Below are 22,495 nucleotides of genomic sequence, written 5' to 3'. Positions count from 1 at the left end.
TTATTTCAATTTACAATCCCCAGCAAATGCTTGTGCATTGTTATCAATAACTTTACAAGAATCTTCTTGCTTATCTCGCGGCAAGGATGTTAAATCGTAATGAGTTCGATCACCACTGTAAAATTTGCAATAACAATTCCCTTTTTCCTTTTTTCTGCATGATGTCGTAGAAAACAATCCCACTGACACAGCGGTGAAAATCACCAATAAATACACTATTGTTTTCATAATTACTCATTTTTATAACTAGTAATTTAGTATTAAAAACAAACTAGAAAACACATTTTATACTTTTTTTAGAAACATGGACCAATTACAACTTATTGATTATCTGAATAAAAAGGTGCTTGAATACAATCGCCTTGACTTCATACAGACCGACCCTATTCAGATTCCGAAGCAATTTAGTCAAAAGGAAGATATTGAAATTAGTGCTTTTTTAATTTCAACTTTAGCATGGGGAAACCGCACTGCAATCATCAAAAGTGGTCAACGTTTACTTGAAATCATGGATTTTAAGCCTTACGAATACGTATTAAACTACGAAGAACAAAATCATTCCTTTGTTCACCGAACCTTTAGTAAAGATGATTTAAATGCTTTTTTCGTCTCTTTGCAACGCATATACAAACAAGGAGGATTGGAGCAAGCATTCAAAACACATCCAGAAATACCAGGTATTCAAGGCAGAATCATCTCATTTAGGAATGCGTTTACACAAGAACCTTTTCCAGACAGAACTCAAAAACACATCGCTAATCCACTAAAAGGCTCATCAGCTAAAAGAATCAACATGTTTTTGCGCTGGATGGTTCGAAAAGACCTTCATGGAGTTGATTTTGGAATTTGGGACAGTATTCCCATGTCTGAATTACACCTTCCACTCGATGTACACACCGGAAATGTAGCTAGAAAGCTAGGAATTCTCACACGCACTCAAAACGATTGGAAAAGTGTTGCAGAAATCCAAGAACAATTGGTTCAATTCGACCCGAATGATCCCTGCAAATATGATTTTGCGTTATTTGGATTGGGAGCTTTTGAGGGAGTGAAATAGTCTGAAAATAGTTCAAGTCGTTCTCGATATATCCCGCAAATGTCAGTTCAAGTGTCCGACATTTCAGTCGGGCGTATAGAGAACAACATGCGGGATACTCGAATTGAATTACTTGGTTAACTTGTTAAACTCCGCTAAATTGTTCAAAAAATTGGGAAAACTCTTGCAATTCGCAATTCGCAATTCGCAATTCATAATTACCTTAGCGGTATGAAATGGGTTTATCCTGAATTTTTATTTGCCCTACTAGTTTTGGTTATACCAATACTCATTCACCTTTTCCATTTTCGCAAGTACAAAACCATTTATTTCTCGAGCATTGCGTTTGTTAAATCTGTTGAACAACAGCAGAAAAATCCACGTAAAATCAAGCACCTTTTGGTGTTAATTGCACGAATGCTTGCCTTCACCTGTTTGGTTATTGCCTTTGCTCAGCCTTACTTTCCGCATTCTGATAGTTCCAAAAAAGACATTCAGTTGATTGGAGTTTATGTGGACAATTCATTCTCCATGTCTCGAATTGGAACTCAGGGAGAATTATTGGCTCAAGCAAAAGAATTAGCAAGTTCAATCATTGATAAAGCTCCTAGGAATACGCAGTACGTTCTTTTTACCAATGAATTGAGCGGTAATGAGAAGCAGACGCTTACTCAAGTGAAGTTTGTGGATCAAGTTGCTAAAATCAACTATTCCCCCATCTACCGTTCAAAAGAAGAAGTTCTTTCCTTTTGGAATCAATGGATTGAAGATGCGCAAAAAGAAGGAAACATCAAATCGAAACCAAATCTAATATATTTATCTGATTTTCAGAAAAATAAACAGTCTAATTTAATCAAAAAATTCAAATCAATTCCAAGTATTTCTCCTATTCGTTTAACTCCTCAAAACAAAGGGAATTTATTTGTTGATAGCATATGGTTCGAAACGCCTATTCAAAAATTAGGATCTGCTCAAACGCTTTCTATCCGAGTAGTGAATACAGGAAATGAACCCATCGAATCTGCCGTTGTAAGTGTTCAAATTGGAAAAATGAAGCGGGATTTGTTTGCCGAGATTCCATCCAATGGTTCCGACACCGTTCAACTCAATTACTTCAACCAAGAAGCTGGAATTTCAAAGGGAATTGTTTCAATCAATGACAAACAAATGAATCAAGATGATTCGTTCTACTTCAATTACGAAGTAAAGAAAAGTCAATCGGTGCTCATCGTCAATGGCGAAGATGCTGTTGAAAACGTTGGAATTGTATACGGATTGGATGATTTTTACAAAATAAAGGAAGTATCGACCAATCAGGCTTCTTCCGAAGATTTAGAGAAAATCGATTTAATCGTTCTCAACGGATTGAACCAAATTCCGAGTAATCTAACGACTGAATTAGCCAATTACCAAGACGAAAAAGAATCGATTTTATTAATTCCAGGAACGAATATCTCTCCAACTGGCTGGAATGCCTTACTAGAAAAACTGGAATTACCTGTAATTAACGGAACGCAAACAATTGGATTAGCTGTTCAAAAGCTGAATCTAAAAGATCCATTTTTCCATGGTATTTTTGAAGGAAAACCTGAGAATATATCCATTCCTGCTGCTGCAAAAGCATATCGGTTGATGCCTAATTCCAAAACGCTTTCTGCGGATTTAATCAATTACCAAAACGGAACTCCTTTCTTCGTAAAAAGTACTGGAAAAGGGAATGCTTACCTCTTTTCTACTTCGTTGAAACAAGAATTCAGTACGTTTACAAGTAATCAACTCTTTTCAACCTTGCTTTTACATGTTGGAAATTTGAGCCAGCGCCAAAATCCTTATTTTCTTGTCATTGGCTCGGATGGAAGCTATCCTTTGAAGAATACATCCTCTAGTGAAAATCCAGTTCATTTGATCAACAAGCAAGTGGACTACATTCCTATTCTATTCTTAAAAAATAAACGTCAAACCATTTCAGTACAAGGATTAGAAGCAATTCGATTCTTAGAAGCGGGGAATTACAACATCCTTCAAGACGGAAAATCGCTGGGCACTGTTTCTATGAATTATAACCGATTAGAATCTCAAACAGCTGAATCTACTCAAGAAGAAATAAAAAAAGACTTCGAACAAGCTGGAATTCATGTCAATAACTTACAAGATGGCAGTAATTGGAATAGTGCTTCACTATTAGAAATCGGTGAGAATTATGACATTTGGCTTTGGTTTGTTTTCTTTGCAGGAATATTCGTCCTGTGCGAAATGGCTTTACTAATTTTCTACAAGAAATAAGATATGAAATTACTCATTCGACAAGTAACGGTAATCGATAAAAGTTCTAAATGGAATGGAAAGAAAGTGGACATTTATTTAGAAGATGGAAAAGTTCAGGAAATTGCTCCTACCATTACAAAATCTTGTGAATTAGAGATTCAAGAAGAGAACCTTCACATTTCAAAAGGATGGATCGATTTAAAGGCGCATTTTGCGGATCCTGGAGAGGAACACAAATCAACCATTCAAAGTGGTTTAGACGCAGCGGCTTATGGCGGATTTACACATGTAGCAGTTCTTCCATCCACTTCACCCGTTTTAGATAATAAAACAAGTGTAGAATATGTATTGAGAAGAAGTGAAAATGCCGTAACATCCTTACATCCAATTGGTTGTATTACTAAAAAGAATGAAGGAACAGCTCTTGCAGAAATGTATGATATGTTTCAATCGGGAGTTCGCTTGTTTTCAGATGATTTAGTTCCAGTAAATGGCGGAATCATGTACAGAGCTCTTCTCTACTCCAAAAATTTTGATGGAATTGTAGTTGGTTTTTCTCACGACAAATCAATCTCTGGCGGAGGAATGGTGAATGAAGGCGAAGCGTCTACAAAAACCGGATTAAAAGCAGACCCCACAATCAGTGAAATTATTCAATTAGAGCGTAATATTCGCTTGTTAGAATATACCGAAGGTAATTTTCATGCAACAGGAATTTCTTGTGCAGAATCGATCGAATTGGTTCGAAATGCGAAGAAAAAAGGATTAAACATTACGGCGGATGTTCATGCGCAGCATTTGATTTACAATGAAACTGCCGTATTAGATTTCGATGTTAATTTTAAATTAATGCCACCATTAAGAACAGAAGAAGATCGAATTGCACTTTGGAAAGGTTTAAAAGATGGTACAATTGATTGTATTGTTTCAGATCACAGACCAAATGATAGTGAAGAAACAGATTTAGAGTTTGACCACGCCAACTTCGGAAATACAACCCTACAAACACTTTTCGGTGAATTAGGTGCAAATTCAGAGTTCGATTTGGAATTAGTCATTCATGCACTATCCGAAAAAGGACGCCAATTGCTATCCTTGGATACCTCACCAATTGAAGAGCAAAAAATAGCCGACCTTTCGCTATTTATCCCAAATAAATCGTGGGTTTTTACAAAGGAAGATTTAGTTATACCGTGCACAAACACGCCAGCTTTGAATAAAGAATTAAGTGGTTTTGTTTATGGAATTATCAATAATGGTAAATTCGCACTGAAAGAAACAAGAGAAAATGTCTGATAAACGTTCATTTTTACGTAATTTTTGGAAAGAGCGTAAAATGGTTGGAGCAATGGCTCCTAGTTCAAAATATTTAGCAAAAAAAATGTTGGAGAAAATTGATTTCTCAACAGCTAAGGTCATTGTAGAACTTGGACCTGGAACTGGAGTTTTTACCCGAAAAATCCTTGCGAATTTAAGTCCCGATGGGATTCTATTGGTCTTTGAACTAAACGATAGTTTCATGAATATGCTTCGAAAAGAATTCAGTGATCCGCGTGTTATTTTGATTCACGACTCTGCTGAGAAAATTGGAGAATACTTAGAAAAGTATGGCTATTCTCAAGCAGACGCAGTGATATCTTCACTTCCGTTGGCTAATTTCCCTTCGGATTTAAAAAACCGAATTCTAACTGAAAGTCACCGAGTAATGCACCAAGATGCAGTTTATGTCCAGTTTCAATATTCCCTGAATGCTAAAAAGGCCATCAAACAATTCTACAAGCAAGTAGAGATTTCATTTACTCCAGCCAACTTTCCTCCTGCTTTTGTCTATTATTGTAAAAAATAAACTTGGATTCCTACCAAAAACAATCACATTTTGAGGAATCCTTTCCAAAGCAAGAAAATCCTATTTTTGTATAGATTCAAACTGAAAAAAACGAACAAACAAACATGAGCGCTGAAAAAATTAAATGCTTAATTATAGGATCTGGCCCAGCTGGATATACTGCTGCAATTTACGCGGCAAGAGCTGAAATGAAACCTGTTATGTATCAAGGTATGCAGCCAGGTGGACAATTAACAACGACCAATGAGGTTGAGAATTTTCCAGGATATCCTGACGGAGTTACTGGACCTGAAATGATGATTCAATTGGAAGCTCAGGCTAAGCGTTTTGAAACAGATGTTCGTTTTGGTTTTATTACAAAAGTGGATTTTACAGGACCTATTCACAAATGTTGGACAGAAGATGGGCATGAAATTCATGCTGAAACGGTTATTATTTCTACAGGTGCTGCTGCAAAATATTTAGGATTACCTTCAGAGCAACACTACCTTTCAATTGGTGGTGGAGTTTCTGCTTGTGCAGTTTGTGATGGATTCTTCTACCGGGGACAGGAAACTGTGATCGTTGGAGCTGGAGATTCAGCTTGTGAAGAAGCTCATTACCTATCTAAATTATGTAAGAAGGTAACTATGTTGGTTCGTACGGATAAATTCCGTGCTTCTAAAATCATGGCTGACCGTGTTCGCAATACACCAAATATCGAAATTCTTCACAGTACAGAAACTGTTGAGGTTTTGGGAGATGGAAATGGCGTTACAGGTGTGAAAGTAAAAAACAACGTTTCAGGAGAAGAAAAAGAAATTCCAGCAACTGGCTTCTTCGTTGCAATTGGTCACAAACCTAATACAGACATTTTCAAAGATTACATCAACCTGGATGAAACAGGATACATCAAATACGAAAAACCAGGGACTTCATTGACAAATGTACCTGGAGTATTCGTTGCAGGTGATGCCGCAGATAAAAATTACCGTCAAGCGATTACTGCAGCTGGAACAGGTTGTATGGCCGCTTTAGATGCAGAACGTTATTTAGCGAGCTTGGAGCACTAAACCGTCTTACTGTCATTTCTAGTATCTCGCATGTTGTTCTCGATACATCCGACTGAAATGTCGGACACTCGAACTGACATTTGCGAGATGTATCGAGAAAGACAGCAAATTCATATTAAAACAAAAAGCCCGCGATCTCCATCACGGGCTTTTTTGAAACAACCTTTTGTCTATCCTCCCAATTTTAGCGTTAACGCTTGTCATTGCTCGTCTTCAACAGCTATGCTGTCTCTTCTCTCTTTAATTTACCTAAGCTACTTTGCTTTGTTCACTTATGTTACCTAACTCCTTAAACTATCTCTTCTTTGCTGATGCAGCTCCAGAAGTATTAATATCTACATGGATAGATTTAGATCCCGAATCTACTTTATAGGTTGTTTCACTAGCCCCTGAACCATCCACTTTCAGATCTCCAGATACCCACAAATCAGCTTGTCCCGCTCCGCTATTATCTACCTTGGCATTTTTGACAGATAAAGTGGATAGATTAGCTTGGGAAGCACCAGAAACATCTAAGTCAAGATCCTCACATATTCCTGAAACATCTACATTACTTGCGCCAGAAAAATCTCCTTTCAATTTACTTGCCTTAATCTTCAAATTAACATCACTCGCACCATCTGCTTGCAAAGTCAGAGTGCTCAATGTTAATTCATTCATACCTACCACATTTGTAGCTCCGCTTGTATGCAATTCATTCAAATCCTGTACACTTACTTTCACAACAAGTTTTTCTTTACATTCTTTTTTATTTGGTGTATTTTTCAAATACAGAGTTCCATTCTTAATCTCAACCTGAACAAGGTTTTTAGCACTTTCAGGCTCTATTTGCACCCCGCAAGATTTGCCTTGAGACAACTCAACGTGCAATGCTCCAGAAACATGAATTTTTGTAAAAGATTCAGTTGTTTGGGATGTTATTAATTTGATTTCTTTCGATTCGACTGAAAATTCTACAGATTTTAAAGGAAGATTCAAATCTTCTGCTTCAAATACTCCATTTTCCTTTTGAAAAGGTTGAGTCTGATACTCTTTCTCTGGTTTGTTTTCGGCAATGCTCGCTAGTGGAAATTCCTGTTTGTTTTTTGTGTCAGGAGAGCTTTTTTCCACTACTTGTTTTTGTTTTTCGATGGAGGCTTGAGGCTTGTTCAATAACAAAACTGTACTTACTGTAACTCCTCCTGTAATAGTTAATAATGTTGCCCACATAATCAATGGTTTTTTAATGAGTATTAATTTTAATGTCGCTAAGAGTCCAACTGTTGCAGCAGTAGCCACCGCAGCATCAATCCATTGATCTACTTCGGAAACGGAAGTCTGAGCCGATTCATTCCGAATCTCATCAAACAAACCATTCAGTTTATCTTCTGTCATAACTCATATTTTTTTGTTCTACATCCATTTCCTCGGTCATCAATTCCAAGAGTTTCTTTCTACTTCTAACCAATCTTTGTTTCACAGCATCTTCTGAAGACTGTTGTAATTCTGCTATTTCTTTGATTGAAAATCCAGATATTTCAAAGAGAATAATACTTTCCTTTTGCAAATCAGGTAACCTAGAAATTGCTTCGTATAATAAATTAATTTCTAACAACTTATCTGTTCGATCACTTTCCAGCGAATAATTATATGCTTGCAAATGGTCGGATAATCGTTCTGTACTCCTTTTTCGGTTTTCATTTGCTAACAATCGGATGGCGATTCCGAAGAGAAAATGTAAAAACGCTTCATCCTTTTTCAGAGATTCAAATCGTTCGTAGGCGACCACCAACGCATCATGCATCAAATCCTTGAAATTGAAATTTCCATACGCTCTCGCTTTGCAGAATTTTTCAAACCTGACATGTACAGGTTCGTATAAATCCATAAAACGTTTCTTTTTCGCGGTCGCCATGCTGCTAAATTGGTCTCTTATAAAGTTAGTGTAACGAGATTCGAAAAAGTGACATTAGAATGTAACTTTTTTTCTAAGAAGTGTAAAATAAGGTCAATAAGCTTGTTTACAAACATCAATTATCCAGTAATTGAGTGTTGCGTATTCCGCTTCTATTTAAATCTAATACATTCAGCATTCGTTTAAATTCCCGGTAATAGAAAAACCAGATAAGAGAAATCGTTAAAAAACAGCAATCAGTTACCACTATCGAAATATGGGAATAGTAGACTGCTCCTGAAACCAGCTCAGGTATATCTACATAAAAAGTCAGAAACGGTATTATAATGAATATATAAATAACTAAAAGGATCATCAAAATCCAGATAGCCACAATCTTCCGATCAGATCTCAGGCTATTCATTCCAGAAAAAGTAAAGAGTTGTTTATTCAATTTTCGCTTGAGTATATAAAAAAGGAAAAGATTTACTAAAGGCAAAAAGGATACTAAGACAATTAAAAGATGATATCCTCTTCCTATTCGATGCTTTTTTACAAAACGGTTCAGGGCAAGGACGAAAATGATCTCTAGGATATAAATCAATCCATAAATCAGAAAGTGAAATTTCCCCGTGTAATTTGCGAATCGAATGAGAAAAAACCATTCTTCGTTACCAAAATAAAAGGTCCAATCCCAAATTCCTTTCAGGAAATTCATGAGCATAAATAAAACAGACATTATCAAAAGAATGATTGTGGCTACTCTCAAATATTTCAGGTTTTCTGTTTTTTCCATCAGGATGCAAAAATAGAATTTCCCATCACTTGTTTGTCAATTGTTACTTTGTATAAAGGATTGAATTATAATTTCTAAATTAGGTCAAATGCAACTGTTACAAACTTCTTTTGACGCGGCTACAAAACTGCCAAACTGGCTGGTAATCCTATTATTTGGCGTTCCTTTTGTTGGTGGATTAACCTTCTACATTTTTAAAACAAGACATGCTCGCTCATGGCGGAAAGGAATCTTCCCTCAAAGTCTAAAACCAACCGAAGACAACTACCTGGAAGCATACTTGGCATTAGGAGCGAAACTATTCTTGATAAACTACCAAGAGTCAAAGGAAAAGGTGCAATTCATCAATCAATACTTTAACCGCTATTTCACAAAAGCGAACTACAACTTTGGCGATTCACTCCTGTTTTCATTAAAATATCCCATTCGCACCAAAACAATTACGGATTGGATGAAAATTCACTTGCAAGATGAAGGAAGTCGTTCACAAATCATCTATTTCTTAGCTGGATTGGCTCTAATCAATGGAAGAATGAATTCATCTGAATTGAATTTCTTAAAACAAATCAATCAAGAATTAGAATTAAGCCCAGATAATCTCACAAAGATCCTTGCCATTTATGCCGCTTATGCAAATCATCAAAAAGAAAATACTGTTAAAAAATCAGTAACAAAAACAACTTATGCGCATGAAATTCTAGGAATTCCGAAAGAAGCAACATTGGAACAAATTAAAAAAGCCTATCGAAAATTGGTCAAAATACACCATCCTGATCATTTTGCGACTGGAACTGAATCACAGCAAAAGATGGCTGCTGAGAAGTTTGTGGAGATTCAGAATGCGTATGAAAGCCTGATTGGATAATTATCAATTATAAATGATGAATGCAAAAATAAATTCTGCCAAAAGAAAGCTAACTTTTGAATTTTGCCTTTTGAATTGAAAATGTAAGATTCAAAAATTTTTAATCATCCTCTACTTTTTTCTTTCCGATAAAATAGGTTACACCAATTGCTAATTCCATTTCCAAGCCGTAAAACCCTTCTTTTCGGAATGCTGGATTAAAATTCCTTTTATCCAGAGAAAACCAAACTGGAAAGCGTACTCCGTAATAAAAGGTCAATTTTTGTCGCTGACGTAGTGTGTGATAAATTTCAGGGCTAATTCCAGTAACAAGATGATTTTTAATGTGCTTTATTGGAATAATACTATCATTAATCATTCCTGAATACAAATAAGTTCCAGTGTTATTCGAAATTCCAATACGTGCATTCAGATTAATCCGTACTCCATGGATAGCTCCAAATTCATGAAAAAAACCTGTATTTAATGTTATCATCAATGCCTTGGAAGTAGTTCTCGAACCTTGAACAACATACTTTTCTCCAGAACGATCAAATGAAGGATCTACACTTCTAATAGCCGTATAAATAGGTGTTTCTGACTTATCTTGAAAAATTTCTCCTCGTCTTTTAGTGACCCAAACCAAACCCGCACCGACTATGAATTTTGAATAAATTACTTTTTGATAATGTGTACCAACAGATAAGCCATCAAAACGGCTAAAAAATTCCAAACCGATACGTTGCTGAGAAAAGCAAGAAAAAGTGATTAAAAACAAAAGAATAAAAAACAGTTTACTCATAATTTTAAAAACGAATCAAACCAAATCTTATTTTAATTGAAAATGGATAATCAATAAGACTAGATGTATTTAAAAACTTTTCAATTATCTGACCGTTTTCTCAAGCATCGGCACAAAACTAAAGTTCCCAAACACCTCTTCTTTATATTCTGTGTCTGATATCTTTGTAATTCGGTGCATTTCCTGAGAATCTAAATCCCCCACAGGAATCACCATCATTCCTCCTACCTTCAATTGTTTTACCAATTTTTCAGGAATAAAAGGCGCCCCACAAGTCACTAAAATTTTATCAAAAGGTGCATACGTTTCTTTCCCTTCATATCCATCCCCAAAAAACAATTTGGGTGTAAATCGGAAATGATCAATAATACCTTTCGCCTTGATATGTAGTTCTTTTTGTCGTTCGATTGAAAACACTTTCATCCCCATCGAGCACAAAATACAGGTCTGAAAACCAGAGCCCGTTCCAATTTCCAAGATTTTCTCTCCTCTTTTTAATTCTAAAATTGACGTTTGAAAAGCTACAGTATATGGATGCGAGATTGTTTGACCAGCTCCAATTTGAAAAGCCACATTGGAATATGCTTGTTGTTCAAATACTAAATCCAAAAAGAAATGCCTCGGAATAGCCTCAAATGCTGTTAGCACGCGTTCATCTGTTATTCCTTTTTGGCGCAATTGATCAATCAACTGCTTTCTCATTCCTTTGTGCTTGTAAGTATCTTGCATATAACAAAAGTAATTTAGAAATCACTCATTGTTTCGGTTTATTCAAGAAAGTTTCTACAGTGAATTGTGTATATTTGGAACGCTAATAAACGAAAAAACATGGCAATTGATTCAAAAGAATTGGAATTCAATAAGAACGACGATGAAATGAGGCTGAAAATCTCCCGAATGGAAGGAGAATTGGCTTCGGTAATGAAAGGCGGAGGTGAAAAACGCATTGCAGCTCTTCATGAAAAAGGAAAAATGACTGCTCGTGAGCGAATCGACATGCTACTTGATACGAATACCCCACGCTTCGAGGTAGGTGCTTTTGCTGGAATGGGAATGTACAAAGAACACGGTGGTTGCCCCGCTGGTGGGGTTGTGATGGTCATTGGTAAAGTTTCTGGAAAACAATGTATTGTTGTTGCAAATGATGCCACAGTGAAGGCTGGTGCTTGGTTTCCAATAACAGGAAAGAAAAACCTACGTGCGCAGGAAATTGCCATGGAAAACAAACTTCCAATCATTTATTTGGTGGATTCAGCAGGTGTTTACCTTCCTATGCAAGATGAAATTTTCCCAGATAAAGAGCATTTCGGACGCATTTTCCGCAACAACGCAGTGATGAGCTCCATGGGAATTACACAAATTGCGGCAGTTATGGGAAGTTGTGTTGCTGGTGGAGCTTACCTTCCGATTATGTCTGACGAATCCTTGATTGTTGATAAAACGGGAACTATTTTCTTGGCAGGATCTTACTTGGTGAAAGCTGCAATTGGTGAAAACATCGACAATGAAACATTGGGTGGAGCGACAACTCACACCGAGATTTCTGGAGTTTGTGATTACAAAGTAGCGAATGACGAAGAGTGTTTGATGACGATTCGCAAAATGATGGGTCAAATTGGAGATTCAGAATCAGCAGGGTTTAATCGCATTGAATCAGTTGCTCCAAAACATGAAGCGAAAAAAGTATACGGTATTCTACCTTTCGAAAGATCAAAGCCTTATAACGTTCACGATATTTTAGATTGTATTTTTGACGAAGGCAGTTTAACAGAATATAAAAGCGATTACGGAAAAACGATTGTTTGTGCTTATGCACGCTTAGATGGTTGGAGTGTTGGTATTGTTGCCAATCAGCGCGAATTATCTAAAAATGCGAAAGGTGAAATGCAATTTGGTGGTGTGATTTACAATGATTCTGCAGATAAAGCAGCGCGTTTCATCATGAATTGCAATCAAAAGAATATTCCATTGATCTTCTTCCAAGATGTTTCTGGTTTCATGGTTGGTTCTAAATCAGAACATGCTGGAATCATTAAAGATGGAGCAAAAATGGTGAATGCTATGGCAAATTCGGTTGTTCCTAAATTTACTGTCGTAGTTGGAAACTCTTATGGAGCAGGAAATTATGCAATGTGTGGAAAAGCGTATGATCCAAGATTGATTGTAGGCTGGCCAACTGCTGAAGTTGCTGTAATGAGTGGAGCTGCTGCTGCAAAGACCTTATTACAAATCGAAGTTGCTTCCTTGAAAGCTCGTGGTGAAGAAGAAATTACGCCAGAAAGAGAAGCAGAACTTTACAACAAAATTAAATCACGTTACGACGAACAAATTTCTCCTTATTATGCCGCTTCGCGTTTGTGGTTAGATGCAATCATAGATCCTGCAAAGACAAGAGAATTCTTATCAATCGGAATTGAAATGGCAAGCCATAAAAGAGCTGAAAAGCCTTACAATGTTGGAGTGATACAAACATAATTATCAATTATCAATGTCAAAAATTATCAAGCTTGATAATTAACCAATTAACAATTAAAAATATGCATTTAGATTGGCAATTTAAACCTTATAAAGAACTCACACTGAATGAGTTCCACGACATTATCGCATTGAGATTGAATGCTTTTGTAGTGGAACAAAACTGTACTTATCTCGATTTAGATGGGAAAGATAAGAAAGCGTATCACCTCCTATTGCGCGATGGTAAAGGCGATGTGATAGCAACTGCGCGTATTTTACATCCAGGGATATCTTACCCTGAAGTGGCAATTGGCCGAGTTGTACTTACTTCAGAATGCAGAGGAAGTGGTGTTGGAATGGAATTAATGGAGCGTTGTGTGAAATTCGTTCACGAAGAGTTTGGACTTGTTCCAATCCGTATTTCAGCCCAAAAACACTTGGAGAAATTCTATAATAAATCTGGATTCGTTTCAACGGGTAAAGAATACTACGAAGACGAAATTCCACACGTTGAAATGCTTTTAATTCCTGAAAATAATGGTTAATAAAATTCTTCCACTGGCAGTTGTTGCTTTATCGATTACAGCGTGTCAGCCAAAAACAGTTGTTGAAGCCCCTTCGAAAACTGCCTCTTCTACTCCTGAAGTAGCTCTAAAACCAATGACTATTGATATTTCTTACATGGATTTATCGGTGAAACCGCAAGATGATTTCTTTCAGTTTGCAAATGGAACTTGGTGTAAAAACAATCCTGTTCCAAATAGTGAATCGCGCTGGGGAAGCTTCAATGAGTTAGATAAGCGAAACAAAGAAACGCTGAAACAAATTTTAGAGACTTCAGCAAATTCGAAAAGCAAGACTGCTGGAAATCAGGAACAATTATTGGGTGATTATTACACTTCTTACACTAATATGCCTGTTAGAAATGCCGCTGGTGTGAAGCCATTAACAGATCGTTTGAATAAAATTTCCGAGATCAAATCGAAAGATGAAATTGTGGATGCAGTTGCAAAACAGCACCAATTGTATATTGGATCACTTTTTGGGATTTATGTTGGTCAGGATTTGAAAAATGTAGATGCAAATAAAATTTACATGAGTCAATCTGGAATTGGATTGCCAAACAGAGATTACTATTTCCAAGAAAACAAACAAGCCATTCGTGATGGCTACATTTTGCATATTCAAAAATCCTTTCAATTATTAGGTGAATCGGAAGCAAGTGCAAAAACAAAAGCGAGCGACATTTTCAATTTCGAGAAAGAATTAGCGAGTGCAATGATGACCCCATCTGAATCTCGTTTACCAGAAAAAACTTACAACATGATGTCTTTGGATCAAGTTGTGAAATTGATGCCGAAATTCGATTTTGAATCTTACTTATCAAAAATTGGATCAGAAAGCTTTGATTCATTGATAGTTGAGCAACCTGAATTCATCAAAAAAGTGAACACAATGATGGAGAAAGTTTCCCTTCAATCTTGGACCAATTACTTGTCTTGGTGTACAATCAATACCTATGCGGGAACGTTGAATGAGACTTGGGTAAAACACAATTTTGATTTTTACGGTGGTGTATTAAGTGGTACAACTGTCATGAAACCAATCGACGATCGTTGTATTGAAGAACTTACAGGAAACGCCTTATCTGAATTACTTGGAAAAGCATTTGTAGAAAAAAACTTCTCTGAAAGTGCTAAAAAAAGAGTTAACACAATGGTAGATAATCTATTGATAAGCTTTAGATCGCGGATACAAGGATTAGACTGGATGTCTGACGACACAAAAAAAGAGGCTTTAACAAAATTAAATGCCATTGGACGAAAATTAGGCTTCCCAGATGAATGGAAAAGCTACAATGGATTAGTCATTAGTCCATCAGATTATGTCACTAATGTTGAAAATTGCCGCACTTTCTCTTACAAGGAAAACCTAGCGAAACTTCACAAACCAGTAAATCGCAAGGAATGGGAAATGCCAGCTCACCTAGTGAACGCATATTACCATCCTCTTTTAAATGAAATCGCCTTCCCTGCTGGAATTATGCAACCTCCATTTTTCGATGAAAATGCGGAAGATGCTGTAAATTATGGAAGAATCGGAATGGTAATTGGTCATGAATTCACACACGGATTTGACGATAACGGATCTAAATTTGCTGCAGACGGAAGCTACAATGATTGGTGGAAAGACGCTGACAAAGAAAAGTTTGTTTCTAGAACAGAAATCTTAGGAAAAACATTCGGTTCATTCTGTCCGATTACAGACAATTGTGTAAATCCAGAGTTGACAATGGGAGAAAATATTGCTGATTTAGGTGGATTAACAATGGCTTATTATGCTTACACCATGACAGATGATTTCAAGAAAAACGTCATCATTGATGGATATACTCCAGCTCAGCGTTTTTTCATTTCGTATGCTCAATTGTGGAAAATCAATTACACCGAAGCAGAATTGAAAAAGCGAATTGCAACAGATTCGCATTCTCCAGGAATGTATCGTGTGAATGGACCATTAATGAATTGCCCTGAGTTTTTTGCAGCATTCAATGTGAAACCAGGAGATAAAATGAGAAATCCAGACGAAAAGGTCGCTAAGATTTGGTAGTCTAAAACGCGAAATAATGAAAAGCATCATTCAGAAATGGATGGTGCTTTTTTGTTTCCCACGGACGAGCACGTAGGAACACAGAAGTTTACCTGGTCAGTATGATGTACAATATTTGTGGACACTTACTTTAAAAATATTTTCACGTCCGTGTCTCGATACATCCCGCAAATGTCAGTTCGAGTGTCCGACATTTCAGTCGGACGTATCGAGAACAACATGCGGAACACTCGACAGGACAGAAAATCTGATTCAAAAAAAAAAGCCTCACTTAAGAGGCTCTCTTTATTAGTTTAAATTCAAAAGCACTTTTTTGCGCTTTAATTTTTTCACTTCCAATGATTTGCTGAAATTCAGAATCTGACTGATTACAGCTGCGGATGGATTCGCAATCTCAGTAACTTCCTGTGTTTGCATGTTTGTCAAGTATTTGTTTACCATAGGCTTATTAAAGGGCGTTTTTTATTCTAACGCTTTTCTTTCTAGTTTATTTTATAACAGAGAAAAACTTTTTTCGAAAAATTTAAAACAGTTGGCAAATCTGTTCACAATGTCAAATCAAAAAGTAAATTAGTAAAATTACTAACAGCAGTTCTCATATTTATTTACCACTTTTCAATTTTTACTTTTCAATTATAAGTATGTTTGTTTCAAATCACTTTTTATGGTAGTAGAAATTAAATACATTTTAATGGGAGTTGCTTTACTCCTACTCATTTTCAGTTTTGTAACTGTTCAACAAGGAACAATTGCGGTCGTAACGATGTTCGGTAAATACCGAAGAATCATGAAACCAGGATTAAACCTGCGCATTCCATTTTTTGAAAAATTAAACACCCGTGTTTCTATTCAAAATCGCGCTATTGAGATGGAATTTCAGGCAATTACGCAAGATCAAGCAAATGTTTATTTCAAAGCGATGTTGGTTTATTCTGTATTGGACGCAAATGAAGAAACAATCAAAAACGTTGCCTTCAAATTTGTGAATCAGCAAAACTTTATTCAAGCATTGATTCGTACGATTGAAGGTTCGGTTCGTGGATTTGTAGCGACAAAAAAACAAGCGGAAATTTTATTGTTGCGCGGTGAAATTGTTGCGGATGTGAAAGAAAGCTTGGACCATACTTTGGAAACTTGGGGATTCCACTTAATTGATTTACAATTAAATGACATTACGTTTGATGCCGAAATTACTACATCTATGGCGAAAGTGGTTGCTTCAAACAACTTGAAAGCTGCTGCGGAGAATGAAGGTCAGGCATTATTGATTACTAAAACAAAAGCTGCTGAGGCGGAAGGAAATGCCATTAAGATTTCTGCTCAAGCTGAAAAAGAAGCTGCCCAGTTAAAAGGTCAAGGAATTGCCTTATTCCGCGAAGAAGTTGCGCAAGGTATGACTGAAGCCGCAGAGAAAATGAAAGCTGCAGATTTGGATACTTCGCTGATTTTATTCTCCATGTGGACAGAAGCAGTGAAAGAATTTGCTGAAAAAGGAACTGGAAATGTCATCTTCCTAGATGGGTCTGTTGAAGGAATGGAAAAAACACTCAAACAGATGATGGCAACGAATACATTGAAGAAGTAATTTATCTTCTATTATAACAAAAAGGTCTTTCAAATGAAAGACCTTTTTTATGGAGTGAAAAGTTCAATTTTTAAACACTTTGAACTTTTAAACTTGTTTAATAACTTCCCCACCACCTTCTGAGGAACCACTCTGCTGAAAGCAATGCAACAATCAATGCGAAAATCCATTTCCAATCGATTAATTCCTGATAGCCTGTATCTTCGTATTGAATCGTCGTGATATCTCCACGAGTCTTGATTTCTTGAATCAATTTTTTGTACTGATTCAGTGCTTTGTATGAACCATTCGACTGAACAGCCAACTGATTCAAAGTAGAAAAATTTGAACGCGTATCCTGTGATTCTAAAGAGATTTCACTTACTGCAAAAGTTCCTGATTTGGAATATTTCTTTCCTTTATTGTCTGCAACAATCTTCCAATCATAAGTTCCAAATTCCAATTGACCAATGTTTAGCTGGTAAAAATTAGCCGTTGGAGAAAATAATTGCTTAAATGCTTTACCTCCTTTTTTGGTTACTGTCATTTCAATAGAAGGAGTCGTTATTAGCTCCATCGATTCATTATAAAATTCAGCTTTAAAGATCAGATCTTCAATCGTATTAAATCTTTTAGGCAAAGTAACTCTTAAAGGCTCTCTATTTTGTTTTACAGAAATATACTGTGTCAGTTTTTGAACAAATTCTTCAAATCCAACAGTTGTTTTCTTCTGCATGTATTCTTTCATCTTCCAGCGCCACAAACCTTCCCCGAGAATGAATCCGATTTTTGATTTTTGAGTTTGAGAAACTGCAATCAATGGATCATTTTTGGAAATGCTTCCCACTCGTTGATTTAAAACGACTACACTATTTGACGGAAGTTTATACGTTCCAAATTTGGTTCTCAAAGGAGACAAAACAGGAACAATTGAAGTGAAATCATTCGACAAACCAAAGGAATTAAATCCTTCAGCCAAAGATGGATACACATCCTCTGTCTGATTTCCATTTGGAGCCTTTATTGAAAGTCCGTAAGTCTGAAGTAAACTAGTAGTTACATTTGGTCCTAAAATCATTAAAATAGGAATTCCCTTCTCTTGCAATTGCTTGAACAAATTCGCATTCGTTCTCAATCCATTTTCGTACCATACCACAAAATCTGGCAATTTGTTCGTTAACGAATAATTTTGAATGAGTTCAGATGTGATTACAGCTTCCTGATCCAATTCAAAAACGGAACGCAATGCAGAAACGTCAGGATGCGGAGCGCTCGCCAATAACAAGACATTACTTTTCGAATCAATCACTTCTACAAAACACGTTTGTTGATTGTTTTCACCAGTAAATTCTCCCTTCACACGCTCAACCGAAACCGTAAAACGCTGGTAACCTTTATTCTTCGCCAAAACAGTGAATAAAAACTCCTTTTGATCAGTCGTTGCATTCGTTACAACCGCTTTTTGTGACTGAACAACTTTGCCATTTTGAAGTAAATTCACTTGATAAGAACCCAATGGAACTCGTTGAAAATCGATTAAAGCTTGGATTGGAAATTCATTATTTAGAAATGCAATTTCATTCGAATTAATGGAACGAACAGCAATATCTCTTTTAATGGTTGTATCTCCTACTCCAAGTGAAAAAACAGGTGTTAACTCAATCCGTTCTGCTTCATACATTGGGTGAACTCCTTGGTTGTAATTTCCATCTGAGATCAACACAATTGCACCAATATTGCGATTGAAAAAACGATCTTTGATATGCTTGAATCCTGCTGCTAGATTACTCGATTTTTCCGTAAATGAAAGTTTCTCTAAATCTTTCACTTCGCTACCAACAGTCAATTCCAAATACTCATATCCATCCCCCAATGATTTTGGAAGCTCGTTTCTAAAAGCGGTAATCTCATTCTTTACTTCCAAACTGTCTTTGTAATTCAGCAACGAAGACGAAGAGTCCACCATTGTTATAACCAAGGGCTTTTCAGGGCGATAAGTTATCGTTTCCCACACCAATCCTAACAAAAGTAATCCAAGAAGAAAAAGGCTCAACGTTCTTAACGAAAAGAGAATGCGTAGCTGCTTCTTTTCCCAAATAGATTTTTGATCTGTTTTGAAATAATAATAAAATGAGAATCCTACAGCAATTACCGAAATAGGAAGCAACCACCATAATGAATGATCGGAAAAGTAATTCATGCAACGAAAATACGCTTTTTACTTTTTCGTATTCGTTAAAGTGTATGAAATTCCTAAACCTAAAACAGATTTAAACTGTGTTCGTGGTCCTGTTCTACCTTTTGAGTCGCGAATATCGATGTCATCATCATAAATCAAGTTCCATTGCAAAGAAGCCTGAAACCATTTATTCACCTTAAATGTGAAGATATTCTCAAAATTAACATCAATATTTTGTGGATTATCTGCGTAATTGCTAAACAACTCTAAACGCGTTTTCATTTCAATATTTTTGAAAAGCTCTTTTTGGAAACGCAATCTGAAATAAGCTCCAATTTCATTTCTAAAACGCAAACCTCTTTTCAATACATTTCCAACCGTATCCAATTCAGCAGCTCTAACACCAAAAGCACCTGCATCGGCTAATCTACCATCATTTACAAAAGTCATTTTGGAAGCAATTGGAGATAAATAAACATTGAAATAATCTACAGGAGCATATTCAATACCCAAAGAGAAATTAGCATATCCTGGAGCCATAAATCGGGAAATTGGAATGGAATCATTTGGAAAACTAAATCCATCTAAGAATTGCGTTCTAAATCCTCCAATTGCAGTTAAAAACCAGTGTTGCTTGAATTCATATCCAATAGAAGTTGCTAAATCTATTCGGTCATCTGTTTTTTGAAGTCCTTGTACTTTTCCAAGAGAATCAGTGTAATACATTCCTCCAAGTGCCAATTTCACATCATTAGACCATTTAATTCTACGTTTTTGATAAATCGCCGTGAAATCTACAAAGCCTAATACAGCTACGTTATTTCTACCACCTGCAGCCCAATTTACAAACGCTGTTTGCGATCCAGAAAGACCAAACAAACTATTGACTGTCCAATATTTTGGCATTAATGAATCATGAAGTGCATCTAGTTTTTTTAAATCGTCACGTAGCTTTTCAGGGTCAACTTGAGAAAATGCCATCGAACTAATAAATAGCACTAAAAATGAAAGAGTGATTTTCATAAGTATTGGTTTTAATTTCTACAAAAATAGTTAAAACCATAAATTAACAGAAAATTGACCCTTAGAATATTTTTATCGAGAAATAAAAGAAGAAAATTGAGTAAATTCGTCATCGAAATTAAAAATTGCTATGTCGAAAGAAGTATACATTATTGCCGCGGTTCGTACCCCAATGGGATCGTTTATGGGAGGTTTATCATCTATCCCTGCTACTCAATTAGGATCAGTTGCTATTAAAGGCGCATTGGACAAATCTGGAGTAAATCCAAGTTTAATTGATGAAGTATTTATGGGGAATGTTCTCCAAGCTGGTGTGGGACAAGCTCCTGCACGTCAAGCAGCTTTAGGAGCAGGTTTACCAAACACCGTTCCTTGTACAACTGTAAACAAAGTTTGCGCTTCAGGAATGAAAGCAATTATGTTAGGTGCACAAACAATCTTGGCTGGCGATAATGAAATTATCGTTGCTGGTGGAATGGAAAACATGAGTCAGGCTCCACATTATTTGGACGGAAGAAACGGTATGAAATTCGGAAACATCTCGATGTTGGATGGAATCACTAAAGACGGTTTATTGGATGTTTACAGTAAAGTTCCAATGGGAACATGTGCTGAATTAACAGCTAAAAAATATGAGTTCACGCGTGAGGATCAAGATAATTTTGCAATTACTTCTTACAAACGTGCAGCAGCAGCTTGGGAAACAGGTAAATTCAAAGACGAAATCGTTGGAGTTTCTGTTCCACAACGCAAAGGAGATCCAATTCTTGTAATTGAAGACGAAGAATACAAAAATGTATTTTTAGATAAAATCCCTTCCCTGAAACCAGCGTTCGATAAAGAAGGGACGATTACAGCGGCAAATGCTTCTACATTAAACGATGGTGCTTCTGCATTGATCCTTGCTTCCAAAGAAGCAGTTGAAAAACACGGATTGAAACCAATTGCAAAAATCGTAAGTTATGCAGACGCTGCTCACGAACCAGAGTTTTTCACTACTGCACCTTCAAAAGCAGTTCCGAAAGCATTAGCAAAAGCAGGTTTGACTACAGATAATGTAGATTTCTGGGAATTGAACCAAGCATTTTCTGTTGTTGGATTAGCAAATACAAAAATCCTAGGATTGGATTCTGCAAAAGTGGATGTAAACGGCGGAGCTGTTGCTTTGGGTCACCCACTTGGAAGTTCAGGATCTCGTATCATCGTAACATTGATTCATGTTTTGAAACAAAACGGAGGAAAGATTGGTGGTGCAGGAATCTGTAATGGAGGCGGTGGCGCTTCGGCTATGATTATTGAGAATATCTAAGATAACAGATATATAACTGAATGAATGCCATTCCTTTTTGGGGTGGCATTTTTTTTGAACCACTTTACAAAAAAATCAAATTGTGTAAAAATAAAGAAGGGACGCAATGCGTTGCGTCCCCTACCAATTGTTTTACACAATTTGATTTTTTTTGAATTAAGCTGGTACTCCTAAAGTTTCAGCAACTGCAGTAGAAATTGCAGATTTTTCAAAACGCAATTTAGTACCTTCTGCACTAATCAAGATTGTTGTATCTGTAATTTCAAGGATTTTACCGTGGATTCCACCAATTGTAACCACTTTATCACCTTGCTTTAAATTCTCACGAAAAGATTTAAGCTCTTTTTGTTTTTTCTGTTGTGGGCGGATTAAAAAGAAATAAAACACCACTAACATTGCTACGAGCATTAAAATTTGCATAACTCTATTTTTTATTTTTAATTACTTGATTACTGTTGCCTGAATAACCACTTTGGTTCTTGCTGGCGTTGTGTTGGATAAAATAGTTACACCTTTTGTAACTAATCCCGCAGACAAAGCTTCTGTATTCACATTCGCTTTTACAAACCCTTTTTCTCCTGGGGGAATAGGATCTTTACTCCAGTCTGAAATAGTACAAGAACATGACGGAGTTACATCTGAGAGCACCAATGGATACTCTCCAGTATTCTCCACTACAAAATTTGCTTGAATCACTTCACCTCTCGCAACTTTCCCTGCATTGTAGACAGGCTGAATTTTCATAGTGGTTTTGTAACCAACAACTTCTGATGGCGAATCAGAACCACACGCTGACAATAATGATAAGGCTAAGCCTAAAAAAAGTATTCTTTTCATAA

General features: G+C 36.4%; 21 protein-coding genes. 11 read left to right on the top strand and 10 right to left on the bottom strand.

The features are described 5' to 3' along the window. Complete coding sequence (locus FLUTA_RS17285) at positions 1 to 228, bottom strand: hypothetical protein (RefSeq protein ID WP_013688197.1); 228 nt, start codon at positions 226 to 228, stop codon at positions 1 to 3. A 76-nt stretch (positions 229 to 304) separates the two neighbouring features. Between FLUTA_RS17285 and FLUTA_RS17280 the strand changes: the two genes are divergently transcribed. The 5 genes from FLUTA_RS17280 to trxB all read left to right on the top strand — a co-directional run bounded on the left by FLUTA_RS17280 (position 305) and on the right by trxB (position 6,199). Beyond that, positions 305 to 1,057: a TIGR02757 family protein gene (locus FLUTA_RS17280; protein ID WP_013688196.1), complete on the top strand. Its 753-nt coding sequence runs from the start codon at positions 305 to 307 to the stop codon at positions 1,055 to 1,057. A 210-nt stretch (positions 1,058 to 1,267) separates the two neighbouring features. Continuing rightward, complete coding sequence (locus FLUTA_RS17275; protein WP_013688195.1) at positions 1,268 to 3,319, top strand: BatA domain-containing protein; 2,052 nt, start codon at positions 1,268 to 1,270, stop codon at positions 3,317 to 3,319. A 3-nt stretch (positions 3,320 to 3,322) separates the two neighbouring features. After that, the gene (locus FLUTA_RS17270) at positions 3,323 to 4,597 is read left to right on the top strand and encodes a dihydroorotase (RefSeq protein WP_013688194.1); all 1,275 of its coding nucleotides are present in this window, start codon (positions 3,323 to 3,325) and stop codon (positions 4,595 to 4,597) included. Then, the gene (locus FLUTA_RS17265) at positions 4,590 to 5,147 is read left to right on the top strand and encodes a class I SAM-dependent methyltransferase (protein ID WP_013688193.1); all 558 of its coding nucleotides are present in this window, start codon (positions 4,590 to 4,592) and stop codon (positions 5,145 to 5,147) included. The genes FLUTA_RS17270 and FLUTA_RS17265 overlap by 8 nt, the downstream gene beginning before the upstream one ends. A gap of 104 nt (positions 5,148 to 5,251) precedes the next feature. Continuing rightward, positions 5,252 to 6,199, top strand: a complete 948-nt coding sequence (gene trxB, locus FLUTA_RS17260) for a thioredoxin-disulfide reductase (protein ID WP_013688192.1) — start codon at positions 5,252 to 5,254, stop codon at positions 6,197 to 6,199. A 294-nt stretch (positions 6,200 to 6,493) separates the two neighbouring features. Here trxB and FLUTA_RS17255 read toward each other — a convergent pair whose 3' ends face one another. Beyond that, complete coding sequence (locus tag FLUTA_RS17255) at positions 6,494 to 7,573, bottom strand: head GIN domain-containing protein (RefSeq protein ID WP_013688191.1); 1,080 nt, start codon at positions 7,571 to 7,573, stop codon at positions 6,494 to 6,496. Next, positions 7,560 to 8,093 carry an RNA polymerase sigma factor gene (locus tag FLUTA_RS17250; protein WP_043023909.1) on the bottom strand — a complete coding sequence of 178 codons (534 nt, stop codon included), beginning with the start codon at positions 8,091 to 8,093 and terminating at the stop codon, positions 7,560 to 7,562. Before FLUTA_RS17250 ends, FLUTA_RS17255 begins: the two co-directional genes overlap by 14 nt. 863 nt (positions 8,094 to 8,956) lie before the next feature. Between FLUTA_RS17250 and FLUTA_RS17240 the strand changes: the two genes are divergently transcribed. Further along, on the top strand, positions 8,957 to 9,733 hold the full coding sequence (locus FLUTA_RS17240) for a J domain-containing protein (RefSeq protein WP_013688188.1): 777 nt from the start codon (positions 8,957 to 8,959) through the stop codon (positions 9,731 to 9,733). A 100-nt stretch (positions 9,734 to 9,833) separates the two neighbouring features. On the opposite strand, the gene FLUTA_RS17235 is transcribed toward FLUTA_RS17240, so the two are convergent. Next, entirely contained in the window at positions 9,834 to 10,514 is a 681-nt protein-coding gene (locus tag FLUTA_RS17235; protein WP_013688187.1) for a hypothetical protein, read from the bottom strand. Positions 10,515 to 10,598: 84 nt separating this feature from the next. Beyond that, positions 10,599 to 11,243: a protein-L-isoaspartate(D-aspartate) O-methyltransferase gene (locus FLUTA_RS17230; RefSeq protein WP_013688186.1), complete on the bottom strand. Its 645-nt coding sequence runs from the start codon at positions 11,241 to 11,243 to the stop codon at positions 10,599 to 10,601. A gap of 99 nt (positions 11,244 to 11,342) precedes the next feature. Between FLUTA_RS17230 and FLUTA_RS17225 the strand changes: the two genes are divergently transcribed. The 3 genes from FLUTA_RS17225 (at position 11,343) to FLUTA_RS17215 (ending at position 15,581) form a co-directional block, all read left to right on the top strand. Continuing rightward, the gene (locus FLUTA_RS17225; RefSeq protein ID WP_013688185.1) at positions 11,343 to 12,989 is read left to right on the top strand and encodes an acyl-CoA carboxylase subunit beta; all 1,647 of its coding nucleotides are present in this window, start codon (positions 11,343 to 11,345) and stop codon (positions 12,987 to 12,989) included. Positions 12,990 to 13,051: 62 nt separating this feature from the next. After that, the gene (locus FLUTA_RS17220) at positions 13,052 to 13,516 is read left to right on the top strand and encodes a GNAT family N-acetyltransferase (RefSeq protein ID WP_013688184.1); all 465 of its coding nucleotides are present in this window, start codon (positions 13,052 to 13,054) and stop codon (positions 13,514 to 13,516) included. Continuing rightward, complete coding sequence (locus tag FLUTA_RS17215) at positions 13,509 to 15,581, top strand: M13 family metallopeptidase (protein WP_013688183.1); 2,073 nt, start codon at positions 13,509 to 13,511, stop codon at positions 15,579 to 15,581. The genes FLUTA_RS17220 and FLUTA_RS17215 overlap by 8 nt, the downstream gene beginning before the upstream one ends. Positions 15,582 to 15,869: 288 nt before the next feature. Here FLUTA_RS17215 and FLUTA_RS21965 read toward each other — a convergent pair whose 3' ends face one another. Then, positions 15,870 to 15,998: a hypothetical protein gene (locus tag FLUTA_RS21965; RefSeq protein ID WP_280985160.1), complete on the bottom strand. Its 129-nt coding sequence runs from the start codon at positions 15,996 to 15,998 to the stop codon at positions 15,870 to 15,872. Positions 15,999 to 16,245: 247 nt separating this feature from the next. On the opposite strand from FLUTA_RS21965, the gene FLUTA_RS17210 reads away from it, so the two are divergent. Then, positions 16,246 to 17,166: an SPFH domain-containing protein gene (locus FLUTA_RS17210; protein WP_013688181.1), complete on the top strand. Its 921-nt coding sequence runs from the start codon at positions 16,246 to 16,248 to the stop codon at positions 17,164 to 17,166. A gap of 97 nt (positions 17,167 to 17,263) precedes the next feature. Here the strand turns inward: FLUTA_RS17210 and FLUTA_RS17205 are convergent, their stop codons facing one another. Further along, on the bottom strand, positions 17,264 to 19,345 hold the full coding sequence (locus tag FLUTA_RS17205; RefSeq protein ID WP_013688180.1) for a vWA domain-containing protein: 2,082 nt from the start codon (positions 19,343 to 19,345) through the stop codon (positions 17,264 to 17,266). An 18-nt stretch (positions 19,346 to 19,363) separates the two neighbouring features. Further along, positions 19,364 to 20,347 carry a DUF3078 domain-containing protein gene (locus FLUTA_RS17200; RefSeq protein WP_013688179.1) on the bottom strand — a complete coding sequence of 328 codons (984 nt, stop codon included), beginning with the start codon at positions 20,345 to 20,347 and terminating at the stop codon, positions 19,364 to 19,366. 130 nt (positions 20,348 to 20,477) lie between these two features. Between FLUTA_RS17200 and FLUTA_RS17195 the strand changes: the two genes are divergently transcribed. Next, a complete protein-coding gene (locus FLUTA_RS17195; RefSeq protein WP_013688178.1) occupies positions 20,478 to 21,656 on the top strand; it encodes an acetyl-CoA C-acyltransferase in 1,179 nt (392 codons plus the stop codon). A 156-nt stretch (positions 21,657 to 21,812) separates the two neighbouring features. Here the strand turns inward: FLUTA_RS17195 and yajC are convergent, their stop codons facing one another. Next, positions 21,813 to 22,076, bottom strand: a complete 264-nt coding sequence (gene yajC / locus FLUTA_RS17190) for a preprotein translocase subunit YajC (RefSeq protein WP_013688177.1) — start codon at positions 22,074 to 22,076, stop codon at positions 21,813 to 21,815. 21 nt (positions 22,077 to 22,097) lie between these two features. Then, entirely contained in the window at positions 22,098 to 22,493 is a 396-nt protein-coding gene (locus tag FLUTA_RS17185; RefSeq protein ID WP_013688176.1) for a DUF1573 domain-containing protein, read from the bottom strand. Between the last annotated feature and the right edge of the window lie 2 nt (positions 22,494 to 22,495).

The sequence above is a fragment of the Fluviicola taffensis DSM 16823 genome, assembly GCF_000194605.1.
Classification (GTDB): Bacteria; Bacteroidota; Bacteroidia; order Flavobacteriales_D; family Crocinitomicaceae; genus Fluviicola; species Fluviicola taffensis.
The sequence above is the reverse complement of the archived record's forward strand: the minus strand, read 5'-3'. Positions and strand labels throughout refer to the sequence as shown.